This window comes from Nocardia lijiangensis NBRC 108240 (assembly GCF_001613045.1).
In the GTDB taxonomy this organism is placed as follows: domain Bacteria; phylum Actinomycetota; class Actinomycetes; order Mycobacteriales; family Mycobacteriaceae; genus Nocardia; species Nocardia lijiangensis.
In genome coordinates, this window is the sequence record NZ_BDBP01000035.1 from 47178 (window position 1) to 67795 (window position 20618).

Consider the following 20618-nt stretch of genomic DNA (forward strand, 5'->3'; position numbering starts at 1 on the left):
TCAACAAACGCAGTCACCGCTTCCACACGGAGATTCCGGCAACCCATCTGGCCTGCCGTCGGGCGGCGGCATGGGCGCAAGCCCGCAGCCAGACGGGAACCTGGCCGGAGACGGGGACGTTCGAGTTCTGAACTCCCCGTCGGCCACCGAGTCGACGACCACACCGGCCACGTCCCCCACATCGGCCGCACCGCAGCGCCCCACCCAGGACTACACGGACCGAACCCAATCACCCACCGGGACAACGCAATCCGGTCCTTCCATGCAGGCACCCGGCGCTCCGCCGAGCGGCCCCGACAACCAGCCGACGAGCACCGGCGCCCAGACAGGCCCGGACAACCGCACCACTGCGCCCGGCCGCCCCGACAACCGTGCGACCACACCCGACCCCGCGAACCCGAGCAACACCACCGGCACACCGGGCAACCCGGCACAGACCGACAACCGACAGCCAGTCGGTGACTCGAGGCCTGAAACCCGCACGCCTGCACAGCGCAGCCCCAACCCCCGCAACACATCCGGCGACCCCGCGCGGACACCCCCGTCCGAGCACCCCACTCGACCGCAAAACCGCGACCCCGTAGCGGACCAACCCACCAGGCCCGAGCACCGCACCCCGTCACAGGACCAACCCACCCGGCCGGAACACCGCACCCCCTCACCGAATCAGCCCACCCGGCCGGAACCGCGAACTCCCCTCTCCAACAACCCCACCCGCCCGGAGCACCGCACCACCCAGGACAACCCGTCCAACGACGTCAACCGCACCACGCCCCAACAAAACCCGACGACGCAAAACCCGAACCGGCGCAGCATCGAAGACTGGCAGAACTGGTTCAAACAGCACGAGTACAACCCCAACTCCAGCCCATGGTCCACCACCCCACCGGGCTCCCCCACCGACCTCTCGACTACCCCCGCCCAATCACAAACGCCCGCAAGCCACCCCGCGAACACGCCTGCCCCCACGACCAACCCAGCCGACCACCCGACCACGCCACTCACCAACACTCAATCCCCGAGCGGCCCCCAAACCCCCGCAGACAACGCCCCCGTCACACCGGACACCCCAGCAACACCATCGGACCCCACCACCCCACCGGTCACCCACACCCCCACCAGCACCGCCCTCGGCGACGACCCCGCCACCCACCGAGTCCAAAACAACCTCCGCAACGAAGGCGACTTCGACGTCATCTTCCACGCCGACCAAAACGGCACCCCCCTCAACAACCTCACCCCCGACCAAATCGTCGACGCCATCCGCAGCAACCCCAACTACAAACCCGGCACCCCCATCCGCCTCATCGCCTGCAACACCGCCAACAACCCCGACCTGGCCCGCCACATCGCCAACGAACTCGGCGCCCCCGTCCACACCCCCTCCGACGCCGTAGGCACCCCCAACAAACCCAACTCCCCCGCCCACATCCGCAACAACGGCACCTGGACCACCCACCACCCCACCACCCCCGAAGGCCACACCCCCGCCCCCACCACCCACACCCCAACCACACCCTCGACCCCACCCAATCCCGACGAACCCGTCGACTACATGGGCGACGACACCCCGCCCGATTGGGGCAGCCCACCCAACGACGACACCGAACCGAATCCAGCAGAACGGCCCGCGCCGTCGACCAGCGCGCCTACAACGGCCGACGAACCTGTTCGGAGTCAACCGCCTACCAATATGCATCCGGACGAGGGAGCACAGCGGACCGAGAGCGCGGCAACGGACCCAACACGGGAATCCGAGCCACCGGCTCGCAACACCGACACGACTCGGCCGACGCCGGTCGACAACTCGACCACATCGCCGCAAACACCGACCACATCACCGCAAACACCTGCTGCGGCGCCACCTCCCGGACGGCCCAACGACGTCGACGAACAGGGCCGGGTACGCGGGCGGCATGTCCCGAACTTTCCCGATCTATCGGACAGGTCGATGGACGAACGGATCAACGATCCCGACTATCGCCGCCGCTACTACCGCGAGTACGAGTCCGGAACCGAGCTGCGGTTGTTCAAACAAGGTCTGGACGAGTGGGGCGATCCGCTGCCGCGCATTCGACTGATGGCCGACGGCTCGTGGGAAGTCATCAAGGCGGATACGCCGATGCGGTACGCCGGGCGCCCGCCCTTCGACTTCGACGCGACCACTCCCAACACCTCCGAGCAGGATCAGGAGCGGCGCGAAACCGCGGAAAAGCACGCCACCGCACGCGAACTCGCACTGCAGCGCCTAAGGGATGTCCGTCAGGTCGTCGAGGAAATGCGCGAAGCGGTCGACAACAACAACCTCAACCCACCCGAGCGCAACGATCCGCAGCCCTATCTGGATCAAGGCGAAGAACGGCTCAAGGACGCCTACGCAAGAGCCACGACGGCCAGCGAAGACTTCGGTGAGTCGGCCGCCGACCATGCCTCCGACGCCCACATCCGTGACCGCTTCGCGGATCCCGGCGTCACGGCGATCACGCAGATCACCGACGCCGATCTCGGCATCACGGATGACCGCAAGCAGGGGCGATTCGATCTCATCTATGCAGTCGAGCTGGCCGACGGATCGACCCGATACGTTGTCTATGAAGCGAAAGCTCCGAATGCTCAGCTCGGCGCGGCCGGTGGGCATCAGCAAGGTAGTCGGAAATACTTCGAACACATAATCGGGAAAATGCGGGGTCCGGGATCCACTCCGGACGAGAAGCTATTGGCCGACGAACTCGAGAGAGCACTGGAGGAGAAACGAGTGGTATACGCCGAATCCCGTGCCAAAGTATCGAAGTCGGATGACTACACCGGCGCCGTGATTCGAGAATTCGACCTCCGCACCGAGTCGGAACTCACCCAAGACGAGGGGAACAACCGTTGAGCAATCGAGTCGTTGTGTCGCGCACGCCTATAGGCCATGATCACCTGGACATCAGCACCGGGCTTTGTGTCAAGTCTCTCAGCGACCTCTCTCGCGATACCAATTTAGAGCGCAAACTGGAGTCTTTTCTTGCCAACAACGCATTCGATCTGGCGGGAAACCTCAGCTATTCAGACCCTCGCGGCGAATCGGACATGCTACAACGTGCGGTCCTACTCGGCACCCGAATCAGAAACGCTAGGCTCCTGAGCTACTACAAAACAAAGAACGAGAGTTTCACGCTGCGCATCGATGGGCGCGATCACACAGTGCGCGGCTTGGGAATAAAGACCCATTCCCGCTCGATTGGCGATTTTCTCGCAACGCTGTGGCCCGTGATCGTCTGTCGCGACAGCGAACAGAGCGGCTTTCTCGCGACATATCCGCTGGACGCGACACGACACCCCACGAACTTGTTCAATGCCTACCACTATCTGTGGGCACAGGCCTGGCAAGAGTTCCTCACCGACGCCCCCGGCGCGGGGGATACAGTGGAGGATGCTTTGCGTGCCACCGATCCCGCCACCTACACGTATGCCGAAAACGCGAGCACCGGGTGGCGTGACTACGCCGATCGCATTGCCCGTCCGTCCCTGGAATTGCTCGGGCATCTCATCCGAACAGACGGTGCCGCCTTCAACGAGACGTTGGCGAATGCCCTCCGAAACTACGATTCGTACTGGCACGCTCCCGAGTCGGGCATCGGATCGTCGGACTTCATCGCCTGGCCGCTCTTGGCGCTCAGTTGCGCGGCGATCGATCGCGGCATCGACCTGACCGTCGAGTCCGACTACCTGCCGCAAGCCCTGCTCGACCCTGAGTGGCCGGCTCGCCACTCGCCGGACTACTGACCGCAGATCTCCTGACACCAGCCGGAGGCAAGCTTGACCAGCCCGCATGTCGTTCCCCGCCACGAAGCGCCCTTCCGCGGCCGCTTCGGGTCACGCGCCGAAATCATGTCCGAACTGGGCGTGGCCACCCAGACGATAGCGACGACTCTGTCCCGCGAGGTCATCTCGAACGACCCGCAAGGTGCACTCGCCGCAGTAGCTCAGGGTTCCTTCACAACAGCCGAGATCTTGAGCCTGACGCACCCCAACGGGGAGTCCGACTGGCTGCAACGCGCCGTAGTCAACGCTGCCAACGCACAGGTGGCTCGCTTCCAGTCCTACAACGCTGCGGGCGGAGCCGCGACCATCACCGCAATCATCGACCGCCGTATGTGGGATATCCCCACGACGGGCGAGAGCACACCGCCACCGATCACCGCCTGGCTCGATGGACTCTGGGCAGCACTCATCTGCCGCGACCACCGCCTCATCAACTTCTTGCTCGGCACTCCCGATACAGAACCACTTTCCGTCGACCGTCTCATCGGCTCCGGCAACGAAATCAACGATTACCATTTCCTCTGGGCGAAGGCATGGCGGCAGTACTGGACAGCACGCGCCGACGAAGTCCAGGCAGTCCTCGACGCCGAAAAGGCAACGCTTCCAGAGAATTACAATCGCCCTGAGCCCGACACCGCACCCTACGGCATCCTCATCGCTTACCCCGCGATAAACCTCCTTTCCCTCCTTGTGCACCGCCAAGTCGCCGACTTCAACACAGCTCTCGCACAAGCCCTCGAAGACCACTCCGCGTACTGGTCCAGCGGCGATCGCGAAATGAATCCCCACGGACTCATCGCCTGGCCCCTTCTCGCCGTCGCCTCCGAGGCCGTAAACCGCGGCATACAAATCCAAGTCGAGTCGAACTACCTCCCGTCGGCTCTCCTGGAAAGGGATTGGGCACAGCCGGCCTGACATCCAGGACGAGCGACCGCGCCCGCCGACAAGTACCGCGAAGAAGGGGACGAATGCCCACCCTGAACACCGTCGGGATCTACCGGGAGATGTACCGGAACCCGAAAGACGAGCTGCCTTCGCTGCGGGAGGCGAACGCTACCCAACCGCTCACGGATCGGCAGGCGATCCTGGAGTACATGCGCTCGGCCCCACCGGTTTTCGACGTACTGGAGGACGTGGTCGACCTGTTCGACAACACCACGGTGATCCCCGGCGGTCCGTCGCTGATCTCGGATGGGCAGTGGATCTGGCGGGTGGATTCGATCCACTACCTGGCGACCTACCGGTTGAACTTCCCGGAGGCGTTCCTGTTCCACGTCCGGGACGCGGGTTACCAGCCGCCGACCGAAGTGCCGGACAGCGACGAGTTCGATGCGGAAGTGCTGTCCTACTTCTGAACCCCGGCGGAAGTGCTGTCCTACTTCTGAGCACCGGCGGCAAGAATCCCCGCCTTGCCCTTCCACACAGACGTTTCGTACGCCGCACATAGGCGGCGACCCTGTGACACGTACGAAAAGTGTGTGCCGACCTCCCGCTGCCCGGCCTCGACGGTCCACGTCCCGGACCGTCACGCCGCCAAGGCGAATCGCTTAGTGCCACGCAACTTCTGAGCTCAGTCGGCAACCAGGGCTATTTCATCAGCGGAGCGGCGGCCGATCGAAGGGACCGTCGGACGTACGGGAGCCACCTTCGGTCGTACGGCTCGCCCGCGATCGAAGGTGACAATCGGTTCATCCCGCGGGACGAAGACCGCGCAACCCGCTCACCGCCGACTTTCAGCGGCGACCCGGTTCATCCGCCGTCACCGAGTGACGGTCGCGAGCCGGGTCGTAGAGGTGGGAGACGGTGCACGACAGGGCGGGGGTCAGGGCGCGGCCGACGAGGATGACGGCTGCCTGCCGGAGGGCGGCGGCTTCGACCTGGTCGGCGATGTCGGTGAGGGTGCCGCGCAGGATCAGTTGGTCGGGCTGGCTTGCCCGGTACACGACTGCGACGGGGCAGTCGGGTCCGTAGTCGGCGACCAGTTCGGCGGCCAGGGTCCGGATGCGGGTGATGGCCAGGTGCAGGACGACGGTGGCGCCGGTGTGGGCGAAGTTGGCCAGGGACTCGGATTCCGGCATGGCGGTGGAGCGGGCCTGGGTGCGGGTGAGCACGACCGACTGCACGAGTTCAGGGACAGTGAGTTCCGTGCCGAGCAGCGCGGCCGCGGCGGCGTAGGCGGGGACGCCGGGGGTGACGTCCCAGGGTATGCCGTGGGCGTCGAGGCGGCGGGTCTGTTCGGTGAGCGCCGAGTACAGGGATGGGTCGCCGGAGCAGAGGCGCGCGACGTCGCGACCGGATTCGTGGGCGCGCACCAGATGGGCGGTGATCTGGTCGATGTCCAAGCGCTGGGTGTCGATCAGCTCGGTGTCTGGCGCGCAGTTGGCCAGCACCTCCGGGTCGAGGTAGGTGCCCGCGTAGAGGCAGACAGGGGAGGTGCGCAGGAGGTTGACCGCTCGTACGGTCAGCAGGTCCGCGGCGCCCGGCCCAGCCCCGATGAAGTGCACGGTCATGCGGGTCAGTCTAGGTGGCGGCACGACCTGTCCTCGGCCGCCTCGTAACGTCGATCGTCTGGGAGGTCGAACGGCGCAGACACCCCGCGGATCAGCTCTCTGCGGCAGTGGGACGCCGGGGCCTGGTCACGACAACGGACGGCACAAATGTCCGCCACAGGTCGCCGGAATCCAGCCCTTCGCTCAGGCGGTGGCGTCGAAGTGGGCGATCACCTTGGTCGGGCGCAGCCGGACCACGAGTTCCCCGGGAACTCCGTTGCGCTTGCCGAACTCCTCGGCTCGGTCTTCACCCATGTACCGTCCGCCGAGTGCCGTCGCGGTGCGCAACAGTTCGTCCGGGTCTTCGGACATCGTGACGACGCCCTGAATCTGGATCGACGCGTACGGCGGCTCCTCCAGGTCGACGCACAGCGCGACCCGACCGTCGCGCGTGAACGCCTTGCCCTTGGCGGTCGCCTTCCCGGTGTTGAACACGATCTCCTCGCCATCGACGAGGAACCACACCGGCGTGACCACCGGACGCCCGTCGGACGCGACGAAGGCGACCTTGCCCGTCCGCGTGCCGTGGCTGAGGAATTCGCGCACCTGGGGATCCGACAGTGAGGTCATGCGCACACCCTAGGCGCTCGCACCGACAGGTCCGGCCAAGGAAACGGACTCACGCGTCCTCCCCCATCAACATCCCCTTCTGCTCCCGCACCCGCGTCTGAATCGCCTCCACCACCGCCGCCACCTCCGGCCTGCGCAACGTCTCCGTCCGCGTCACCAACCAGTACGCCAACTGCACCGAAACCTCCTCCCGCAGAACCCGCACCAGATCCTCGTGCCGGTCGGCCATGAAGCACGGCAGCAGCCCGAGTCCGGCCGCGGCTCGCGTCGCCTCGACGTGCACGAAAACGTTGGTGGACGAGACGGATTCGCGCATCGCGGGAGCGAAGCTGGAGGCCAGGTCGAGGTCGTCGACTTGGAGCATGGAGTCGATGAAGTAGACGAGCGGGTATCGGGCGAGATCGTCGATCCCGCGAGGTATCCCGTTCTCGCGCAAGTACTGTCGCGAGCCGTACAGCCCCAGCCGGTAGTCGGCGAGCCGAATCGCCGTGGCGCGGTGCACCTGTGGCTCGCCGACGACGACTTCGATGTCCAACCCCGAGCGTTGCTGGGAAGCGCGGCGGGTGGCGGTGACGATCTCGACGGCGATCTTCGGATGCCTGCGCTGCACCTGCGCCACCGCGGGCGCGGCGAGGTAGGCGCTGAAACCGTCGGTGGCCGAGATGCGCACGACGCCCTCGAGCGTCCGGTTCCCTGCCGGGTCCACGGTGAGCGATTTGACCGCCGATTCGACGGCTTCGGCCGCCGCCAGCGCGTCGCGTCCGAGATCGGTGAGTTCCCACCCGCCGGTCACCCGGGTGAGCACCCGACCGCCGAGTGTTTCCTCGAGCGCGGCGATGCGGCGCGAGATGGTGGTGTGGTTGATGCCGAGCTCGTCGGCGGCGGACACGAAACGACCAGATCGGCCCACCGCGAGCAGCACCAGCAGGTCATCGGCGCTCGGACGGCGGCCGAATCCGGGTGAAGCCGGACTCATATCTGCATCCTTGCAGATTGGTCCTGCACATCTGGGCATTGCGATCGAAAGAGATCTGCACGAATACTCGGTCTCAGCACAGTGTGTGGGCCGCATCACAGATGAGGGGTGATGCGGTCCCGGTCATGAAGGAGAGTGCGATGAGCGTGCGCGATACCCTGCGGGCGACCGACGGCGATCCCGGCCCGACAACGGCCGGACTACGGCGGGTGGTCTCCGCGTCGATGGCGGGCACGGTCGTCGAATGGTACGAATTCTTCCTCTACGGCACCGCGGCCACGCTCGTCTTCAGCAAGGTGTTCTTCGCCAAGGGCACCAGCGACCTGGACGCGATCCTCGCCGCCTTCATCACCTACGCGGTCGGCTTCGCCGCGCGACCGCTCGGCGGCATCGTCTTCGGACACTTCGGCGACCGCTACGGCCGCAAGAAGCTGCTGCAGTTCAGCCTGCTGCTGGTCGGCAGCGCGACGTTCCTGATGGGCTGTCTGCCGACCTTCGCGCAGATCGGCTACTGGGCGCCCGCGCTGCTGGTCGCGCTGCGCTTCATCCAGGGCTTCGCGGTGGGCGGCGAATGGGGCGGCGCGGTGCTGCTCGTCGCCGAACACAGTCCCGACCGCAGTCGCGGCTTCTGGGCGAGCTGGCCCCAGGCGGGCGTGCCCGCGGGCAACCTGCTCGCCACCGTCGTCCTGCTGGTGCTGACCTCGACGCTGTCGGACGCGGCGTTCCTGTCCTGGGGCTGGCGGGTCGCGTTCTGGTTGTCGGCGGTGGTGGTCCTGGTCGGCTACTACATCCGCACCAAGGTCACCGACGCGCCGATCTTCCTGGCGGCCCAGCGCGAGGCGGAACAGATCAAGGCGACCTCGTTCAGCGTGGTCGAGGTGCTGAAGCGTTATCCCCGAGGGGTTTTCACCGCGATGGGTCTGCGTTTCGGCGAGAACATCATGTACTACCTGGTGGTCACGTTCTCCATCACGTACCTGAAGGTGCACGTCGGCGCGGACACGAAGACCATCCTGTGGTGGCTGCTTGCGGCGCATGCGGTGCACTTCGCGGCGATCCCGCTGGCCGGGCACCTGTCCGACCGATTCGGCAGGCGGCCGGTGTATCTCGTCGGCGCGCTCACCGCCGGAACCTGGGGCTTCTTCGCCTTCCCGATGATGGACAGCGGAAACCACCTGGTCATCATGTCGGCCATCATCGTCGGGCTGGTCTTCCACGCGCTGATGTACGCGGCGCAGCCCGCGATCATGGCGGAGATGTTCCCCACCCGGATGCGGTATTCCGGTGTGTCGCTGGGCTATCAGGTCACCTCCATCGTGGCGGGCTCGCTCGCGCCGATCATCGCCGTCCGGCTGCTCGACAGCTTCGGATCCTCGGTGCCGATCGCCTCGTACCTGGCGGCAGCGGCTGCCGTCACCGTGGTGGCCGTGCTCTTCGCCAGGGAGACGAGCGGTCTCGACCTGCAGGCGGTCGACCGGGCCGACGCCGAGGTGACCGCTCGATGAGCGACCTACTCGGACGACGCGCCCTGGTCACCGGCGGCGCGAGCGGCATCGGCGCGGCGTGCGCGCGGGAGCTCGCCGCCCGCGGCGCGGAGGTCACCGTCGCCGACATCGATGGCGACGGCGCGCTGAAGCTGGCCAACGAGATCGGCGGAAAACCCTGGCACGTGGACCTTCTCGACGTCGCGGCCCTCGAGGACCTGCGCCTCGAGGTGGACGTACTGGTGAACAACGCGGGCGTGCAGCGGATTCACCCGATCGAGGACTTCCCGCCCGCGCAGTTCCGCGACATCCTCGCCCTGATGGTCGAGGCTCCGTTCCTGCTCATCCGTGCGGCGCTGCCGCACATGTACCGCAACGGATTCGGGCGCATCGTCAACATCTCATCGGTGCACGGGCTGCGCGCCTCGGCGTACAAGGCCGCGTACGTGACGGCCAAGCACGGGCTGGAAGGGCTGTCCAAGGTGACCGCGCTGGAGGGCGGCGCGCACGGCGTCACCAGCAACTGCGTCGACCCGGGGTACGTCCGAACCCCGTTGGTGGACAAGCAGATCGCCGATCAGGCCAGGACGCACGGCATTCCGGAACAGCAGGTGATCGAGAAGATCATGCTGACCGAGAGCGCCGTCAAGCGCCTCGTCGAACCCGACGAGGTCGCCGCCCTGGTCGGCTGGCTCACCGGCCCGCACGCGGGCATGGTCACCGGCGCTTCCTACACGATGGACGGGGGCTGGAGCGCGCGATGAGCGTGCGAGGGCCGATCCGCGCGCGATCAGCTGGTTCGGGTCAGCGCGGACAGCGCCATCTCGCGCAGGATCGGCCTTGCCTTGCTCGCGGTCGCCGGGGGCGCGCTGTGCGGGGTCGAGTTGAGCAGGCCGAACGCGGCGTGCGCCTGCACCCGCGCCGCCTCCTCGGGCAGGCGGGGGTGCAGTTTGCGCAGCACCTCCACCCAGACCTCCACGTACTGGCGCTGGGTGCGGCGCAGCTCGCGCCGCGGGCCGGCGGGCACGTTGTCCAGGTCCCGGTCCTGGATGCGAATGAGTTCGGGCTCGCCGAACGCGAAGTCCAGGTGGAAGTCGACCAGCCCTTCCAGCGCCGACTCGGCGGAGTCCGCGCCGACCACCACGGCCCGGCCGCCCGCGAGCAGCCGCTGGCTGACCCCGACCAGCAACTCGACGAGCAGCGCCTCTTTGTTCGGAAAGTGCCGGTAGACCGCAGGGCCGCTGATGCCGACGGCCGCGCCGAGGTCGTCGAGCCGCACGCCGAGGAAGCCCCGATCCGCGATGAGTCGCGCTCCCGCCTCCAGCAATTGCTTGCGCCGCTCCGCCTTCAGCTGCTCGCGGCGGGTGAGTGTCACAGCTTCCGCGCCGGTCACACCCGCTCCTTTCACCCGATGTGGACAACTCGGTTAATCGATATTAACCTGAATTCCAGTTATCGGCGACTAACTGGACGGCGGACGTGATGACGGTTACCCAAGACGTCGGCAACCGCGCGGCGCACGAGGCGCTCACCAGCGACCTGCGCGCACGATTGGCGGCGGCTGCGCTCGGCGGGCCCGCCAAGGCGCGGGAGCGGCATATCGCGCGCGGCAAACTGCTACCCCGCGAGCGGGTGGATCAGCTGCTCGATCCCGGCAGCCCGTTCCTCGAGCTCTCCCCGCTCGCGGCGAACGGGATGTACGGCGACGAGTGCCCCGGCGCGGGCGTGATCGCCGGAATCGGGCGGGTGTCGGGACGCGAGTGCGTGATCGTGGCCAACGACGCCACGGTCAAGGGCGGCACCTACTACCCCCTGTCGGTGAAGAAGCACCTGCGCGCGCAGGAGGTGGCGCTGCAGAACCAGCTGCCCTGCCTGTACCTGGTCGACTCGGGCGGCGCGTTCCTGCCGCACCAGGACGACGTGTTCCCGGACCGCGAGCACTTCGGCCGCATCTTCTACAACCAGGCCACCATGAGCGCCAAGGGCATCCCCCAGATCGCGGCCGTGCTCGGCTCCTGCACCGCGGGCGGCGCGTACGTGCCCGCGATGAGCGACGAGGCCGTGATCGTGCGGAACCAGGGCACGATCTTCCTCGGCGGCCCGCCGCTGGTGAAGGCCGCCACCGGCGAGGTGGTCACCGCCGAGGAGCTCGGCGGCGGGGCGCTGCACTCGCGCACGTCGGGCGTCACCGACCACCTGGCCGAGGACGACCAGGACGCGCTGCGCATCGTGCGCCGCATCGTGGCCACCTTCGGGCCGCGGCCGGAAAGTCCTTGGGAGATAACGACTACCAGGCCGCCCGCGCTTGCGGAGTCCGAACTGTACGACGTGGTGCCGGTCGACCTGCGCACGCCCTACGACGTGCGCGAGGTCATCCACCGCATCGTTGACGGCGGCGACGGCGAGAGCGGATTCCACGAGTTCAAGGCCGAATACGGCAAGACCCTGGTCACCGGCTTCGCGCGGATCCACGGCCACCCGGTGGGCATCGTGGCCAACAATGGCGTGCTGTTCAGCGAATCCGCCATGAAGGGTGCGCATTTCATCGAGCTGTGCGACAAGCGCAAGATCCCGCTGCTGTTCCTGCAGAACATCACCGGCTTCATGGTCGGGCGCGACTACGAAGCGGGCGGCATCGCCAAGCACGGCGCGAAGATGGTGACCGCGGTGGCCTGCGCACGGGTGCCGAAGCTGACCGTCGTCATCGGCGGCTCCTACGGCGCGGGCAACTATTCGATGTGCGGGCGCGCGTATTCGCCGCGCTTCCTGTGGATGTGGCCGAACGCGCGCATCTCGGTGATGGGCGGCGAACAGGCCGCCTCGGTGCTGGCCACCGTCCGCGGCGATCAGCTGGACAGCAGCGGGCGGCCCTGGTCGGAGGAGGACCAGGAGGCGTTCAAGGCGCCGATCCGCGACCAGTACGAGCGCCAGGGCAATCCGTACTATTCGACGGCCCGCCTCTGGGACGACGGCGTCATCGACCCGGCCGACACCAGAACCGTGCTCGGCCTTGCCCTTTCGGTCTGCGCGCAGGCGCCGCTCGAACCCGTTTCCTACGGCGTCTTCCGGATGTGATCGCGATGCTCTCCTCACCCACCCCGACTGCCATCCCCCTCAACAAGTCCCACCCTGTCGACTTCGACACGGTGCTCGTCGCCAATCGCGGCGAGATCGCGGTGCGCGTCATCCGCACCTTGCGCACCATGGGCATTCGCTCCGTCGCCGTCTACAGTGACGCCGACGCCGGAGCCAGGCACGTCTTGGAGGCGGACACCGCCGTGCGCCTCGGCCCGGCTCCGGCGCGCGAAAGCTACCTGGACATCGGCAAAGTCGTGGCGGCCGCGGTGCGCACCGGCGCCCAGGCCGTGCACCCCGGCTATGGATTCCTCTCCGAGAACGCCGCTTTCGCCGCGGCGCTGGCCGAGGCGGGCATCGTCTTCCTCGGCCCGCCCGCCCGCGCCATCGAGATCATGGGCGACAAGATCGCCGCCAAGAACACCGTCGCGGCCTTCGACGTGCCGGTGGTCCCCGGCATCGCCAGGCCCGGCCTCACCGACGACGAGCTGATCGCCGCGGCCGCCGAGATCGGCTACCCGGTGCTGGTCAAGCCGTCGGCGGGCGGCGGTGGCAAGGGCATGCGCATGGTCGAGGACCCGGCGCTGCTGCCCGCCGCACTGGTCAGCGCGCGGCGCGAGGCGGGCGCTGCGTTCGGCGACGACACCCTGTTCCTGGAGCGGTTCGTCACCCGGCCGCGCCACATCGAGGTGCAGATCCTCGCCGATCAGTACGGCAATGTGCTGCACCTGGGTGAGCGCGAATGCAGCCTGCAGCGCAGGCACCAGAAGGTGATCGAGGAGGCGCCCTCGCCGCTGCTGGACGCGGCGACCAGGGCGCGCATCGGCGCCGCGGCGTGCAATACCGCGCGCAGCGTGAACTACGTCGGCGCTGGCACCGTCGAATTCATCGTCTCCGCCGACCGGCCGGAGGAGTTCTTCTTCATGGAGATGAACACCCGGCTGCAGGTGGAACACCCGGTCACCGAACTGGTGACCGGGGTGGACCTGGTGGAATGCCAGGTCCGGGTCGCGGCGGGCCAGAAGATCGGCGCCCGCCAGGAGGACATTCGCCTCACCGGGCACGCGATCGAGGCGCGCGTCTACGCCGAGGACCCGGGCCGCGGGTTCCTGCCCACCGGCGGCGCGGTGCTGGACCTGGTGGAACCGGAAGGCCCCGGCGTGCGGGTGGATTCGGGCCTGCGCGTCGGCACCGTGGTCGGCAGTGACTACGACCCGATGCTGTCCAAGGTCATCGCGCACGGCTCCGACCGCGCCGCGGCGCTCGCCGCGCTCGACCGGGCGCTGGCGGGCACCGTGCTGCTCGGCGTGACCAGCAATATCGAATTCCTGCGCTTCCTGCTGGCCGACCCGGACGTGGCCGCCGGACGACTCGACACCGGCCTGCTGGACCGCAGGGTCGGCGATTTCCATCCCGAACCGGTGCGCGACGAGGAATTCGTGGTCGCGGCCGCCTACCACTGGCTGCGGCGCTGGCCCACCGGGCCGTCCGGCCCGTGGGACATCCCGTCGGGCTGGCGGATCGGCGTTCCCGCGCCGACCCCGATCCGGCTCGCCGGCGGCGACCGCACCGAGCACGTCTACCTCAGCGGCCGCCCGGACGCGGCACAGGTCCGTCTCGGCGAGGGCGAATCCCGCACGCTGACAGCGACTTTCGCCGCGCGCACCGCCGAGAGCGGTGTGCTTACGCTGACCCTGGACGACGTGCGCCGCGACTACCGGGTTGCCGAACACGAAGGACAGCTCTGGGTGGCGGGCCCCGCGGGTGTCTCGATGCTGCGCGAGGTCGCCGAGGTCAACGTGCGCGGCGGCGGCGAACACGTCGGCGACGCCGAAATACGCAGCCCCATGCCGGGTTCGGTGATCGCCGTCCCGGTGGCATCCGGCACGACGGTCGCGGCGGGTGCGCCCGTCGTCGTGGTGGAGGCCATGAAGATGGAGCACACGCTCACCGCGCCGGTGGCGGGCACCGTCGAAGTGCTGGTCGAGCCGGGCGCCCAGGTGCGCTTGGACCAGCCGCTGGCCCGCATCGTCGCCGAAACGAACATCTCCGAGCAAGAAGGAATTTCCGAATGACCGACTTCCTTTCCACCGGCAGCCTGCCCGAGGACTACCGCGACCTGGCGCTGACGGTGCGCGATTTCGCCCAGCAGGTGGTGGCCCCGGTGGCCGCCGAGCACGACGCGAACCACACCTTCCCGTACGAGGTCGTCGCGGGCATGGCCGACATGGGCCTGTTCGGCCTGCCCTTCCCCGAGGAGTACGGCGGCATGGGCGGCGACTACTTCGCGCTGTGCCTCGCGCTCGAAGAGCTCGGCAAGGTCGACCAGAGCGTGGCCATCACCCTGGAGGCAGGCGTCTCGCTCGGCGCCATGCCGGTCTACCGCTTCGGTGACGACAAGCAGAAGCAGGAGTGGCTGCCGCAGCTGACCAGCGGCCGCTCGCTGGCCGCCTTCGGGCTCACCGAACCGGACGCGGGCAGCGACGCGGGCGGCACCACCACCAAGGCGGTGCTGGACGACGGCACGTGGCTCATCAACGGCCGCAAGCAGTTCATCACCAACTCCGGCACCGACATCACCAAGCTGGTCACGGTGACGGCGGTGACCGGGACGACCGGAGGCAAGAAGGAGATCTCCACCATCCTGGTGCCTACCGACACCCCGGGCTTCGTCGCCGAGCCCGCCTACAACAAGGTCGGCTGGAACGCCTCGGACACTCACCCGCTCAGCTTCACCGACGTGCGCGTCCCCGAGGAGAACCTGCTCGGCGAGCGCGGCCGCGGCTACGCCAACTTCCTGCGCATCCTGGACGAGGGCCGCATCGCGATCGCCGCGCTCTCGGTGGGCGCGGCCCAGGGCTGTGTCGACGAGAGCGTGCGCTACGCCAAGGAACGGCTCGCCTTCGGCCAGCCCATCGGCCGCAACCAGGCCATCGCCTTCAAGATCGCCCGCATGGAGACCCGCGCGCACGCCGCGCGCACCGCCTACTACGACGCCGCCGCGCTGATGCTCGCGGGTAAGCCGTTCAAGAAGCAGGCCTCCATCGCCAAGCTGGTGGCCAGCGAGGCCGCGATGGACAACGCCCGCGACGCCACCCAGATCTTCGGCGGCAACGGCTTCATGAACGAATACGCTGTGGCCAGGCATTACCGCGACAGCAAGATCCTGGAAATCGGCGAGGGCACGACGGAGGTGCAGCTGATGCTGATCGGACGGGAGTTGGGGTTGTGACTGAACGTCGAATCATTCAGCGCGGCTTGTGGTTCGAGGAGTTCGAGACCGACGTCGTCTACGAGCACCGGCCGGGACGCACCATCACCGAGGCCGACAACGTCCTGTTCACCACGCTGACCATGAACACCCAGGCGCTGCACCTGGACGCCGCCTTCAGCGACGCGCTGCCACCGTTCAACAAGCGGCTGGTGAACTCCATGTTCACGCTGTCCACGCTGGTCGGGCTCTCGGTGGCGCAGCTGACGCAGGGCACCATCGTGGCGAACCTCGGCTTCTCCGAGATCAGCTTCCCCAAGCCGCTGTTCCACGGCGACACCATGTACGCCGAGACCGTGATCGTCGACAAGCGCGAATCCAAGTCGCGGCCGGGCGAGGGCATCGTGACCTTCGCCCACACCGCCCGCAACCAGCACGGCGAGGTGGTGGCGACCGCCACCCGCAAGACGCTGGTCCGCAAGGCTCCGGAGCAGGCATGACGTGGCAGATGGCCGGGCCCGGCTGGCTCTTCTGCCCCGCCGACCGGCCCGAACGCTACGAGAAGGCAGCCGCGGCCGCCGACGTGGTGATCATCGACCTGGAAGACGGTGTGGCCGCGGCGGACAAGGCCGGGGCTCGCGCGGCCCTGATCGCCACCCCGCTCGATCCCGAGACCACCGTGGTGCGGGTCAACGCGGCGGGCACCGACGAGCACGCGCTCGATCTCGCCGCCTTGGCCGAGACCGGATACCGCCGCATCATGCTGCCGAAAACCGAATCCGCCGAACAGATCACGGCATTGCCGGATTACGAGGTGATCGCGCTCGTGGAATCGCCGCTCGGCGCGCTCACGATCGAGCGAGCGGTCCTGGCGCGCAACACGATCGGCGTCATGTGGGGCGCGGAGGACCTGATCGCCGGTCTGGGCGGGACCGGGAGCAGGCACGCCGACGGTAGCTATCGCGATGTGGCGCGTCACGTCCGCTCCAGCGTGCTGCTCGCCGCCAAGGCCTACGGCAAGTTCGCCCTCGACTCGGTGTATCTGAGCATTCGCGATCTCGACGGGCTGCGCGCCGAGTCCGACGACGCGGTGGCCGTCGGCTTCGACGCGAAGGTCGCGATCCACCCGAGCCAGGTGCCGGTGATCCGCGCGGCCTACGCACCCGCGGACGACGAAATTGCTTGGGCAAGGCGGGTACTCGACGAGGTGCCCAAGCACCGCGGCGTCTTCGCCTTCGAGGGCCGGATGGTCGACGCACCGGTGCTGCGGCACGCCGAACAGATCGTGCGACGCGCGCACGCCGACAACTGATCCACTCCACGAGCCAGGAGGTATTGCGGTGCAACCACAGTGGGTGCCTACGGAACGGGACATCACCGACGCCACGGTGACCGATTTCGCGCGGTTCGTCGCCGAGCGCACCGGCGTCACGACGTCGGACTACCACTCGCTGTGGCAGTGGTCGGTCAACGACCTGGCCGGTTTCTGGCGGGCGGTGTGGGAGTACTTCGGGCTCGGCGAGATCGACGGCGAGGTGCTGGCCCGCACGGAGATGCCGGGGGCCCAGTGGTTTCCGGGCACCCGGCTCAACTACGTCGATCAGATCGTGCGCCAGGCCCGCACCGACCGGCCCGCCATCCTCGCCGTCGGCGAGGACGCGCCCACCCGCGAAGTGTCCTGGGTCGAGCTGATCGACGCCACCGCCGCCTTCGCGCGGACCCTGCGCGGCCTCGGAGTCCAGCCCGGCGACCGGGTGGTCGGCTACCTGCCGAACATCCCCGAGACGGTGATCGCGTTCCTGGCGACCGCGAGCCTCGGCGCGATCTGGAGCGCGTGCGGGCAGGACTACTCGCCGAAGGCCGCCCTGGATCGCCTCGGACAGCTCGAACCGACCGTGCTCGTCACCGCGGACGGCTATCGGTTCGGCGGCAAGGCGCACGACAAGCGCGCCGACATCGCCGCGCTGCAAGAGGGTTTCGGCACCTTGCGCGCGACGGTCGCCGTCTCCCGGCTCGGCCTCGAAGTGCCCGACGCCCTGCCGTGGGCCGAGGCGGTCGACTCCGACAATGCCGCGGCGATCATCGAGACCGAGACCGTCGATTTCGACCACCCGCTGTGGATCGTCTTCTCCTCCGGCACCACCGGTCTGCCGAAGGGCATCGTGCACGGTCACGGCGGCGTGCTGCTGGAGCACCTGAAAGCCATTGCGCTGCAATCGGATATCGGCGCCGACGACACGTTCTTCTGGTACACCAGCCCGAGCTGGATGATGTGGAACTTCCAGATCGCCGGCCTGCTGGTCGGGGCGACGATCGTCTGCTACGACGGCAGTCCCACCTATCCCACGCCGGATGCGCTGTGGCGGCTCGCCGCCGAGACGCGGGCGACCGTGCTGGGGACCAGCCCCGGCTATGTGCTGGCGTGCATCAAGGCGGGCGTCGTCCCGCGCGACGAGCACGACCTCTCGGCGCTGCGCACGGTCGGCATCACCGGGTCGGCGCTGCCGCCCTCCTCGGCGCTGTGGTTGCGCGACAACGTCGGCGAGCACGTTCCGGTGAATTCGATCAGCGGCGGCACCGATGTGGTGTCGGCCTTCATCGGCGGCGTCCGCACGGTGCCGGTCTGGCCGGGCGAGCTCTCGGCCCCCTACCTCGGCGTCGCGCTCGACTCGTTCGACCCGGAGGGCAAGCCGGTGCGCGGCGAGGTGGGCGAGCTCGTCATCACCGAGCCGATGCCGTCCATGCCGGTGAGTTTCTGGCGCGACCCGGACGGAAAGCGCTACCACGACGCCTATTTCGACATGTTCCCCGGCATCTGGCGGCACGGTGACTGGATCACCCTCACCGAGCACGGCAGCATCGTCGTGCACGGCCGCTCGGATTCCACCCTGAACCGGCACGGCATCCGGATGGGCAGCGCGGACATCTACCAGTCCGTCGAGCGGCTGCCGGAGATCACCGAGGCGCTGGTGATCGGCGCGGAGCAGCCGGACGGCGGCTACTGGATGCCGCTGTTCGTGGTGCTCGCGCCGGGCGCGGAACTGACCGGCGAACTCCGCGAACGCATCAACTCGACCATTCGCACCGAGGTCTCGCCGCGGCACGTGCCGGACGAGATCCTGGTTGCGCCCGGCATCCCGCACACCCGCACCGGCAAGAAGCTCGAGGTCCCGATCAAGAAGCTGTTCCAGGGCGCCGAGGCCGCGCGCGTGGTGGAGCGCAGCGCCGTGGATGATCCCGACCTGCTCGACTGGTACGCGAAGATCCGGCCGGGAACGCGCTAACGGGTACCTCCGCCTCCGTCGCGGCCGTGCGCGGGTCCTTTCGAGGGACTACGTCCGACTACGCCGCCTGCGAGTACCCGCCGCGAGGACCACCCCTCCTGAGTGCACCGATTTTAGTTATCTTGAATTCACACTGAACAACACCTATTGAGCTGGCAAGTTTCTGCTGTATGTTCATTCATGTTCGGCGATCGATGCATACCGGCTGCTGGTGCCCCCGGCTAGAACCGTTCGGTCGCCGATCCCCGAACGGTTCGGCGCGGCGCATCCCGCCTCGCCGCCACGCCGAACCGGACGGCGGGCCGTGGTGGTCCCGCGACCTGGGCAAATCACATCGCGCGCGGAGTCGTTACGATGTCCCGCATGAGTGTCGACAATCGCCGTACGGCGCGAAAGGCAGTCAGCGGCGACTCGGCACCACGGGAGATCAAGCGCAGGCCCAAGAATCGACGGGCCCAGATCGCCGCGGCGTCCGCTGCCGCCTTCGGCGCGCTCGGGTACCACGGCGTGAGCATGGAGGACATCGCCTCCGGACTCGGGATCAGCTCGGCCGCGCTGTATCGGCACTATCCGAGCAAGTACGCGCTGTTCCGGGAAGAACTGCTGCGGGTCGGCCGGGCGATGACCGAGTCGGTCCAGCTGCCCGACGAGGCCGCCGATCTCTCTCCCGAGCAGCGGTTGCACGGGGTGCTCGACGCCTTGATCGGCGCGACCATCGAGAACCGCCCGAGCGTCACGCTGGTGCGCTGGGAGGGTCGCTACCTGGAGCCGGAGGATCAGCGGACCCTCACCGAGCAGCAGGCCACCGTGCTCGACGCCCTCGGCACCGAATTGCGCGGGCTGCGACCCGAACTGGACGACAACGACGTCCGGGTGCTGCGCCTGTCTCTGCTCAGCGCCATCACCAGCATTGCCGACCACCACGCCGCATTGCCCGCGAAACCCCTTGCCCGGCTGCTCGACTCGGCCTGCTCGGCACTGGCGCACGCGGAGCTGCCGCCCGCGGCCGAGGTTGCGGAACCCACCGCCACGGTCGAGATCCCCGACTCGTTCAAGCACGAGCTGCTGCTGCACAAGGCGGTCGAGCTCTTCCACGATCGCGGCTATCCCAACGTGAGCGTCGAGGAGATTGCCAGCGCCGCAGGACTTTCCGCGGCGTCCGCGGTCTACCGCTTCTACCGCGGCAAGAGCGACCTGCTGGCCGCCGCGTTCCGCAGGGCCGCCGAGCGCGTGTCGGCGGCGATCGGCCCGGCCGTCGCCGGCTCCGAGGGACCGGAGGCCGCGCTCACCACGCTGATCGAGCAGTACGTCGCGGGCTCCTTCGCCGAGCGCGCACTCACGTTCGTGTATTACACCGAGTTCCAGCATGTTCCGGCCGAAGAGCGCACCGTGCTGCGCAATATCCAGCGGCTCAGTGTCGAGGAGTGGGCCAAGCTGCTGCGCGAGGTGCGCCAGGAACTCTCTCCCGCCGAGGCTCGCTTCCTCGTCCACGCGGCCTTCGCACTGGTCATCGATCTCGGCCGCGCGTTCAGCAGCGAACCACTCGCGGCGCAGGAGCGGGTACGACTGCTGATGCAGATCGTGTTGTTCGGCCGCCCGGCGCAGGCCTAGGAGCACTTCCACGAGGTGCCACCCGAGCCTCGCTCGCACTCTTGATGTTAT

At 67.9% G+C, this 20618-nt stretch carries 17 protein-coding genes; 13 read left to right on the forward strand and 4 right to left on the reverse strand.

Going from position 1 to position 20618, the window contains the following annotated elements:
- The first annotated feature begins 262 nt into the window (after positions 1–262).
- From NL1_RS40495 to NL1_RS14100, 4 genes are read left to right on the forward strand one after another with little or no spacing between them, the layout of a single operon-like run.
- Entirely contained in the window at positions 263–2878 is a 2616-nt protein-coding gene (locus NL1_RS40495) for a DUF8616 domain-containing protein (protein WP_507763275.1), read from the forward strand.
- A complete protein-coding gene (locus tag NL1_RS14090) occupies positions 2875–3768 on the forward strand; it encodes an immunity 49 family protein (RefSeq protein WP_156094839.1) in 894 nt (297 codons plus the stop codon). The genes NL1_RS40495 and NL1_RS14090 overlap by 4 nt, the downstream gene beginning before the upstream one ends.
- 33 nt (positions 3769–3801) lie before the next feature.
- On the forward strand, positions 3802–4722 hold the full coding sequence (locus NL1_RS14095; protein WP_156094840.1) for an immunity 49 family protein: 921 nt from the start codon (positions 3802–3804) through the stop codon (positions 4720–4722).
- 53 nt (positions 4723–4775) lie between these two features.
- Positions 4776–5162 (forward strand): hypothetical protein, encoded by a 387-nt coding sequence (locus NL1_RS14100; RefSeq protein ID WP_067839195.1) that lies wholly within the window; start codon positions 4776–4778, stop codon positions 5160–5162.
- Between the two features lie 378 nt (positions 5163–5540).
- Here NL1_RS14100 and cobM read toward each other — a convergent pair whose 3' ends face one another.
- The 3 genes from cobM to NL1_RS14115 all read right to left on the reverse strand — a co-directional run bounded on the left by cobM (position 5541) and on the right by NL1_RS14115 (position 7902).
- Complete coding sequence (gene cobM / locus NL1_RS14105; RefSeq protein ID WP_067839198.1) at positions 5541–6317, reverse strand: precorrin-4 C(11)-methyltransferase; 777 nt, start codon at positions 6315–6317, stop codon at positions 5541–5543.
- Between the two features lie 183 nt (positions 6318–6500).
- On the reverse strand, positions 6501–6926 hold the full coding sequence (locus tag NL1_RS14110) for a PPOX class F420-dependent oxidoreductase (protein WP_067839201.1): 426 nt from the start codon (positions 6924–6926) through the stop codon (positions 6501–6503).
- Positions 6927–6975: 49 nt separating this feature from the next.
- Positions 6976–7902, reverse strand: coding sequence for a LysR family transcriptional regulator (locus NL1_RS14115; protein ID WP_218024411.1), 927 nt, complete (start codon positions 7900–7902; stop codon positions 6976–6978).
- A gap of 140 nt (positions 7903–8042) precedes the next feature.
- Here NL1_RS14115 and NL1_RS14120 point away from each other — a divergent pair, with 140 nt between their 5' ends.
- Together NL1_RS14120 and NL1_RS14125 are read left to right on the forward strand one after the other, a co-directional pair.
- Positions 8043–9407, forward strand: a complete 1365-nt coding sequence (locus NL1_RS14120; RefSeq protein WP_067839289.1) for an MFS transporter — start codon at positions 8043–8045, stop codon at positions 9405–9407.
- The gene (locus tag NL1_RS14125) at positions 9404–10150 is read left to right on the forward strand and encodes a 3-hydroxybutyrate dehydrogenase (RefSeq protein WP_067839208.1); all 747 of its coding nucleotides are present in this window, start codon (positions 9404–9406) and stop codon (positions 10148–10150) included. The genes NL1_RS14120 and NL1_RS14125 overlap by 4 nt, the downstream gene beginning before the upstream one ends.
- Positions 10151–10176: 26 nt before the next feature.
- On the opposite strand, the gene NL1_RS14130 is transcribed toward NL1_RS14125, so the two are convergent.
- A complete protein-coding gene (locus tag NL1_RS14130; protein ID WP_067839292.1) occupies positions 10177–10779 on the reverse strand; it encodes an SACE_7040 family transcriptional regulator in 603 nt (200 codons plus the stop codon).
- Between the two features lie 89 nt (positions 10780–10868).
- On the opposite strand from NL1_RS14130, the gene NL1_RS14135 reads away from it, so the two are divergent.
- From NL1_RS14135 to NL1_RS14165, 7 genes are all read left to right on the forward strand, one after another.
- On the forward strand, positions 10869–12461 hold the full coding sequence (locus NL1_RS14135) for a carboxyl transferase domain-containing protein (protein ID WP_067839211.1): 1593 nt from the start codon (positions 10869–10871) through the stop codon (positions 12459–12461).
- Between the two features lie 5 nt (positions 12462–12466).
- Entirely contained in the window at positions 12467–14536 is a 2070-nt protein-coding gene (locus tag NL1_RS14140; protein ID WP_067839295.1) for an acetyl/propionyl/methylcrotonyl-CoA carboxylase subunit alpha, read from the forward strand.
- Entirely contained in the window at positions 14533–15693 is a 1161-nt protein-coding gene (locus tag NL1_RS14145) for an acyl-CoA dehydrogenase family protein (RefSeq protein ID WP_067839214.1), read from the forward strand. Before NL1_RS14140 ends, NL1_RS14145 begins: the two co-directional genes overlap by 4 nt.
- Entirely contained in the window at positions 15690–16172 is a 483-nt protein-coding gene (locus NL1_RS14150) for a MaoC family dehydratase (protein WP_067839217.1), read from the forward strand. The genes NL1_RS14145 and NL1_RS14150 overlap by 4 nt, the downstream gene beginning before the upstream one ends.
- Entirely contained in the window at positions 16169–16984 is an 816-nt protein-coding gene (locus tag NL1_RS14155; RefSeq protein WP_067839220.1) for an HpcH/HpaI aldolase/citrate lyase family protein, read from the forward strand. The genes NL1_RS14150 and NL1_RS14155 overlap by 4 nt, the downstream gene beginning before the upstream one ends.
- Positions 16985–17012: 28 nt before the next feature.
- Positions 17013–18956 (forward strand): acetoacetate--CoA ligase, encoded by a 1944-nt coding sequence (locus NL1_RS14160; protein ID WP_067839223.1) that lies wholly within the window; start codon positions 17013–17015, stop codon positions 18954–18956.
- A 363-nt stretch (positions 18957–19319) separates the two neighbouring features.
- Positions 19320–20567 carry a TetR/AcrR family transcriptional regulator gene (locus NL1_RS14165; protein WP_067839226.1) on the forward strand — a complete coding sequence of 416 codons (1248 nt, stop codon included), beginning with the start codon at positions 19320–19322 and terminating at the stop codon, positions 20565–20567.
- Positions 20568–20618: the final 51 nt, after the last annotated feature.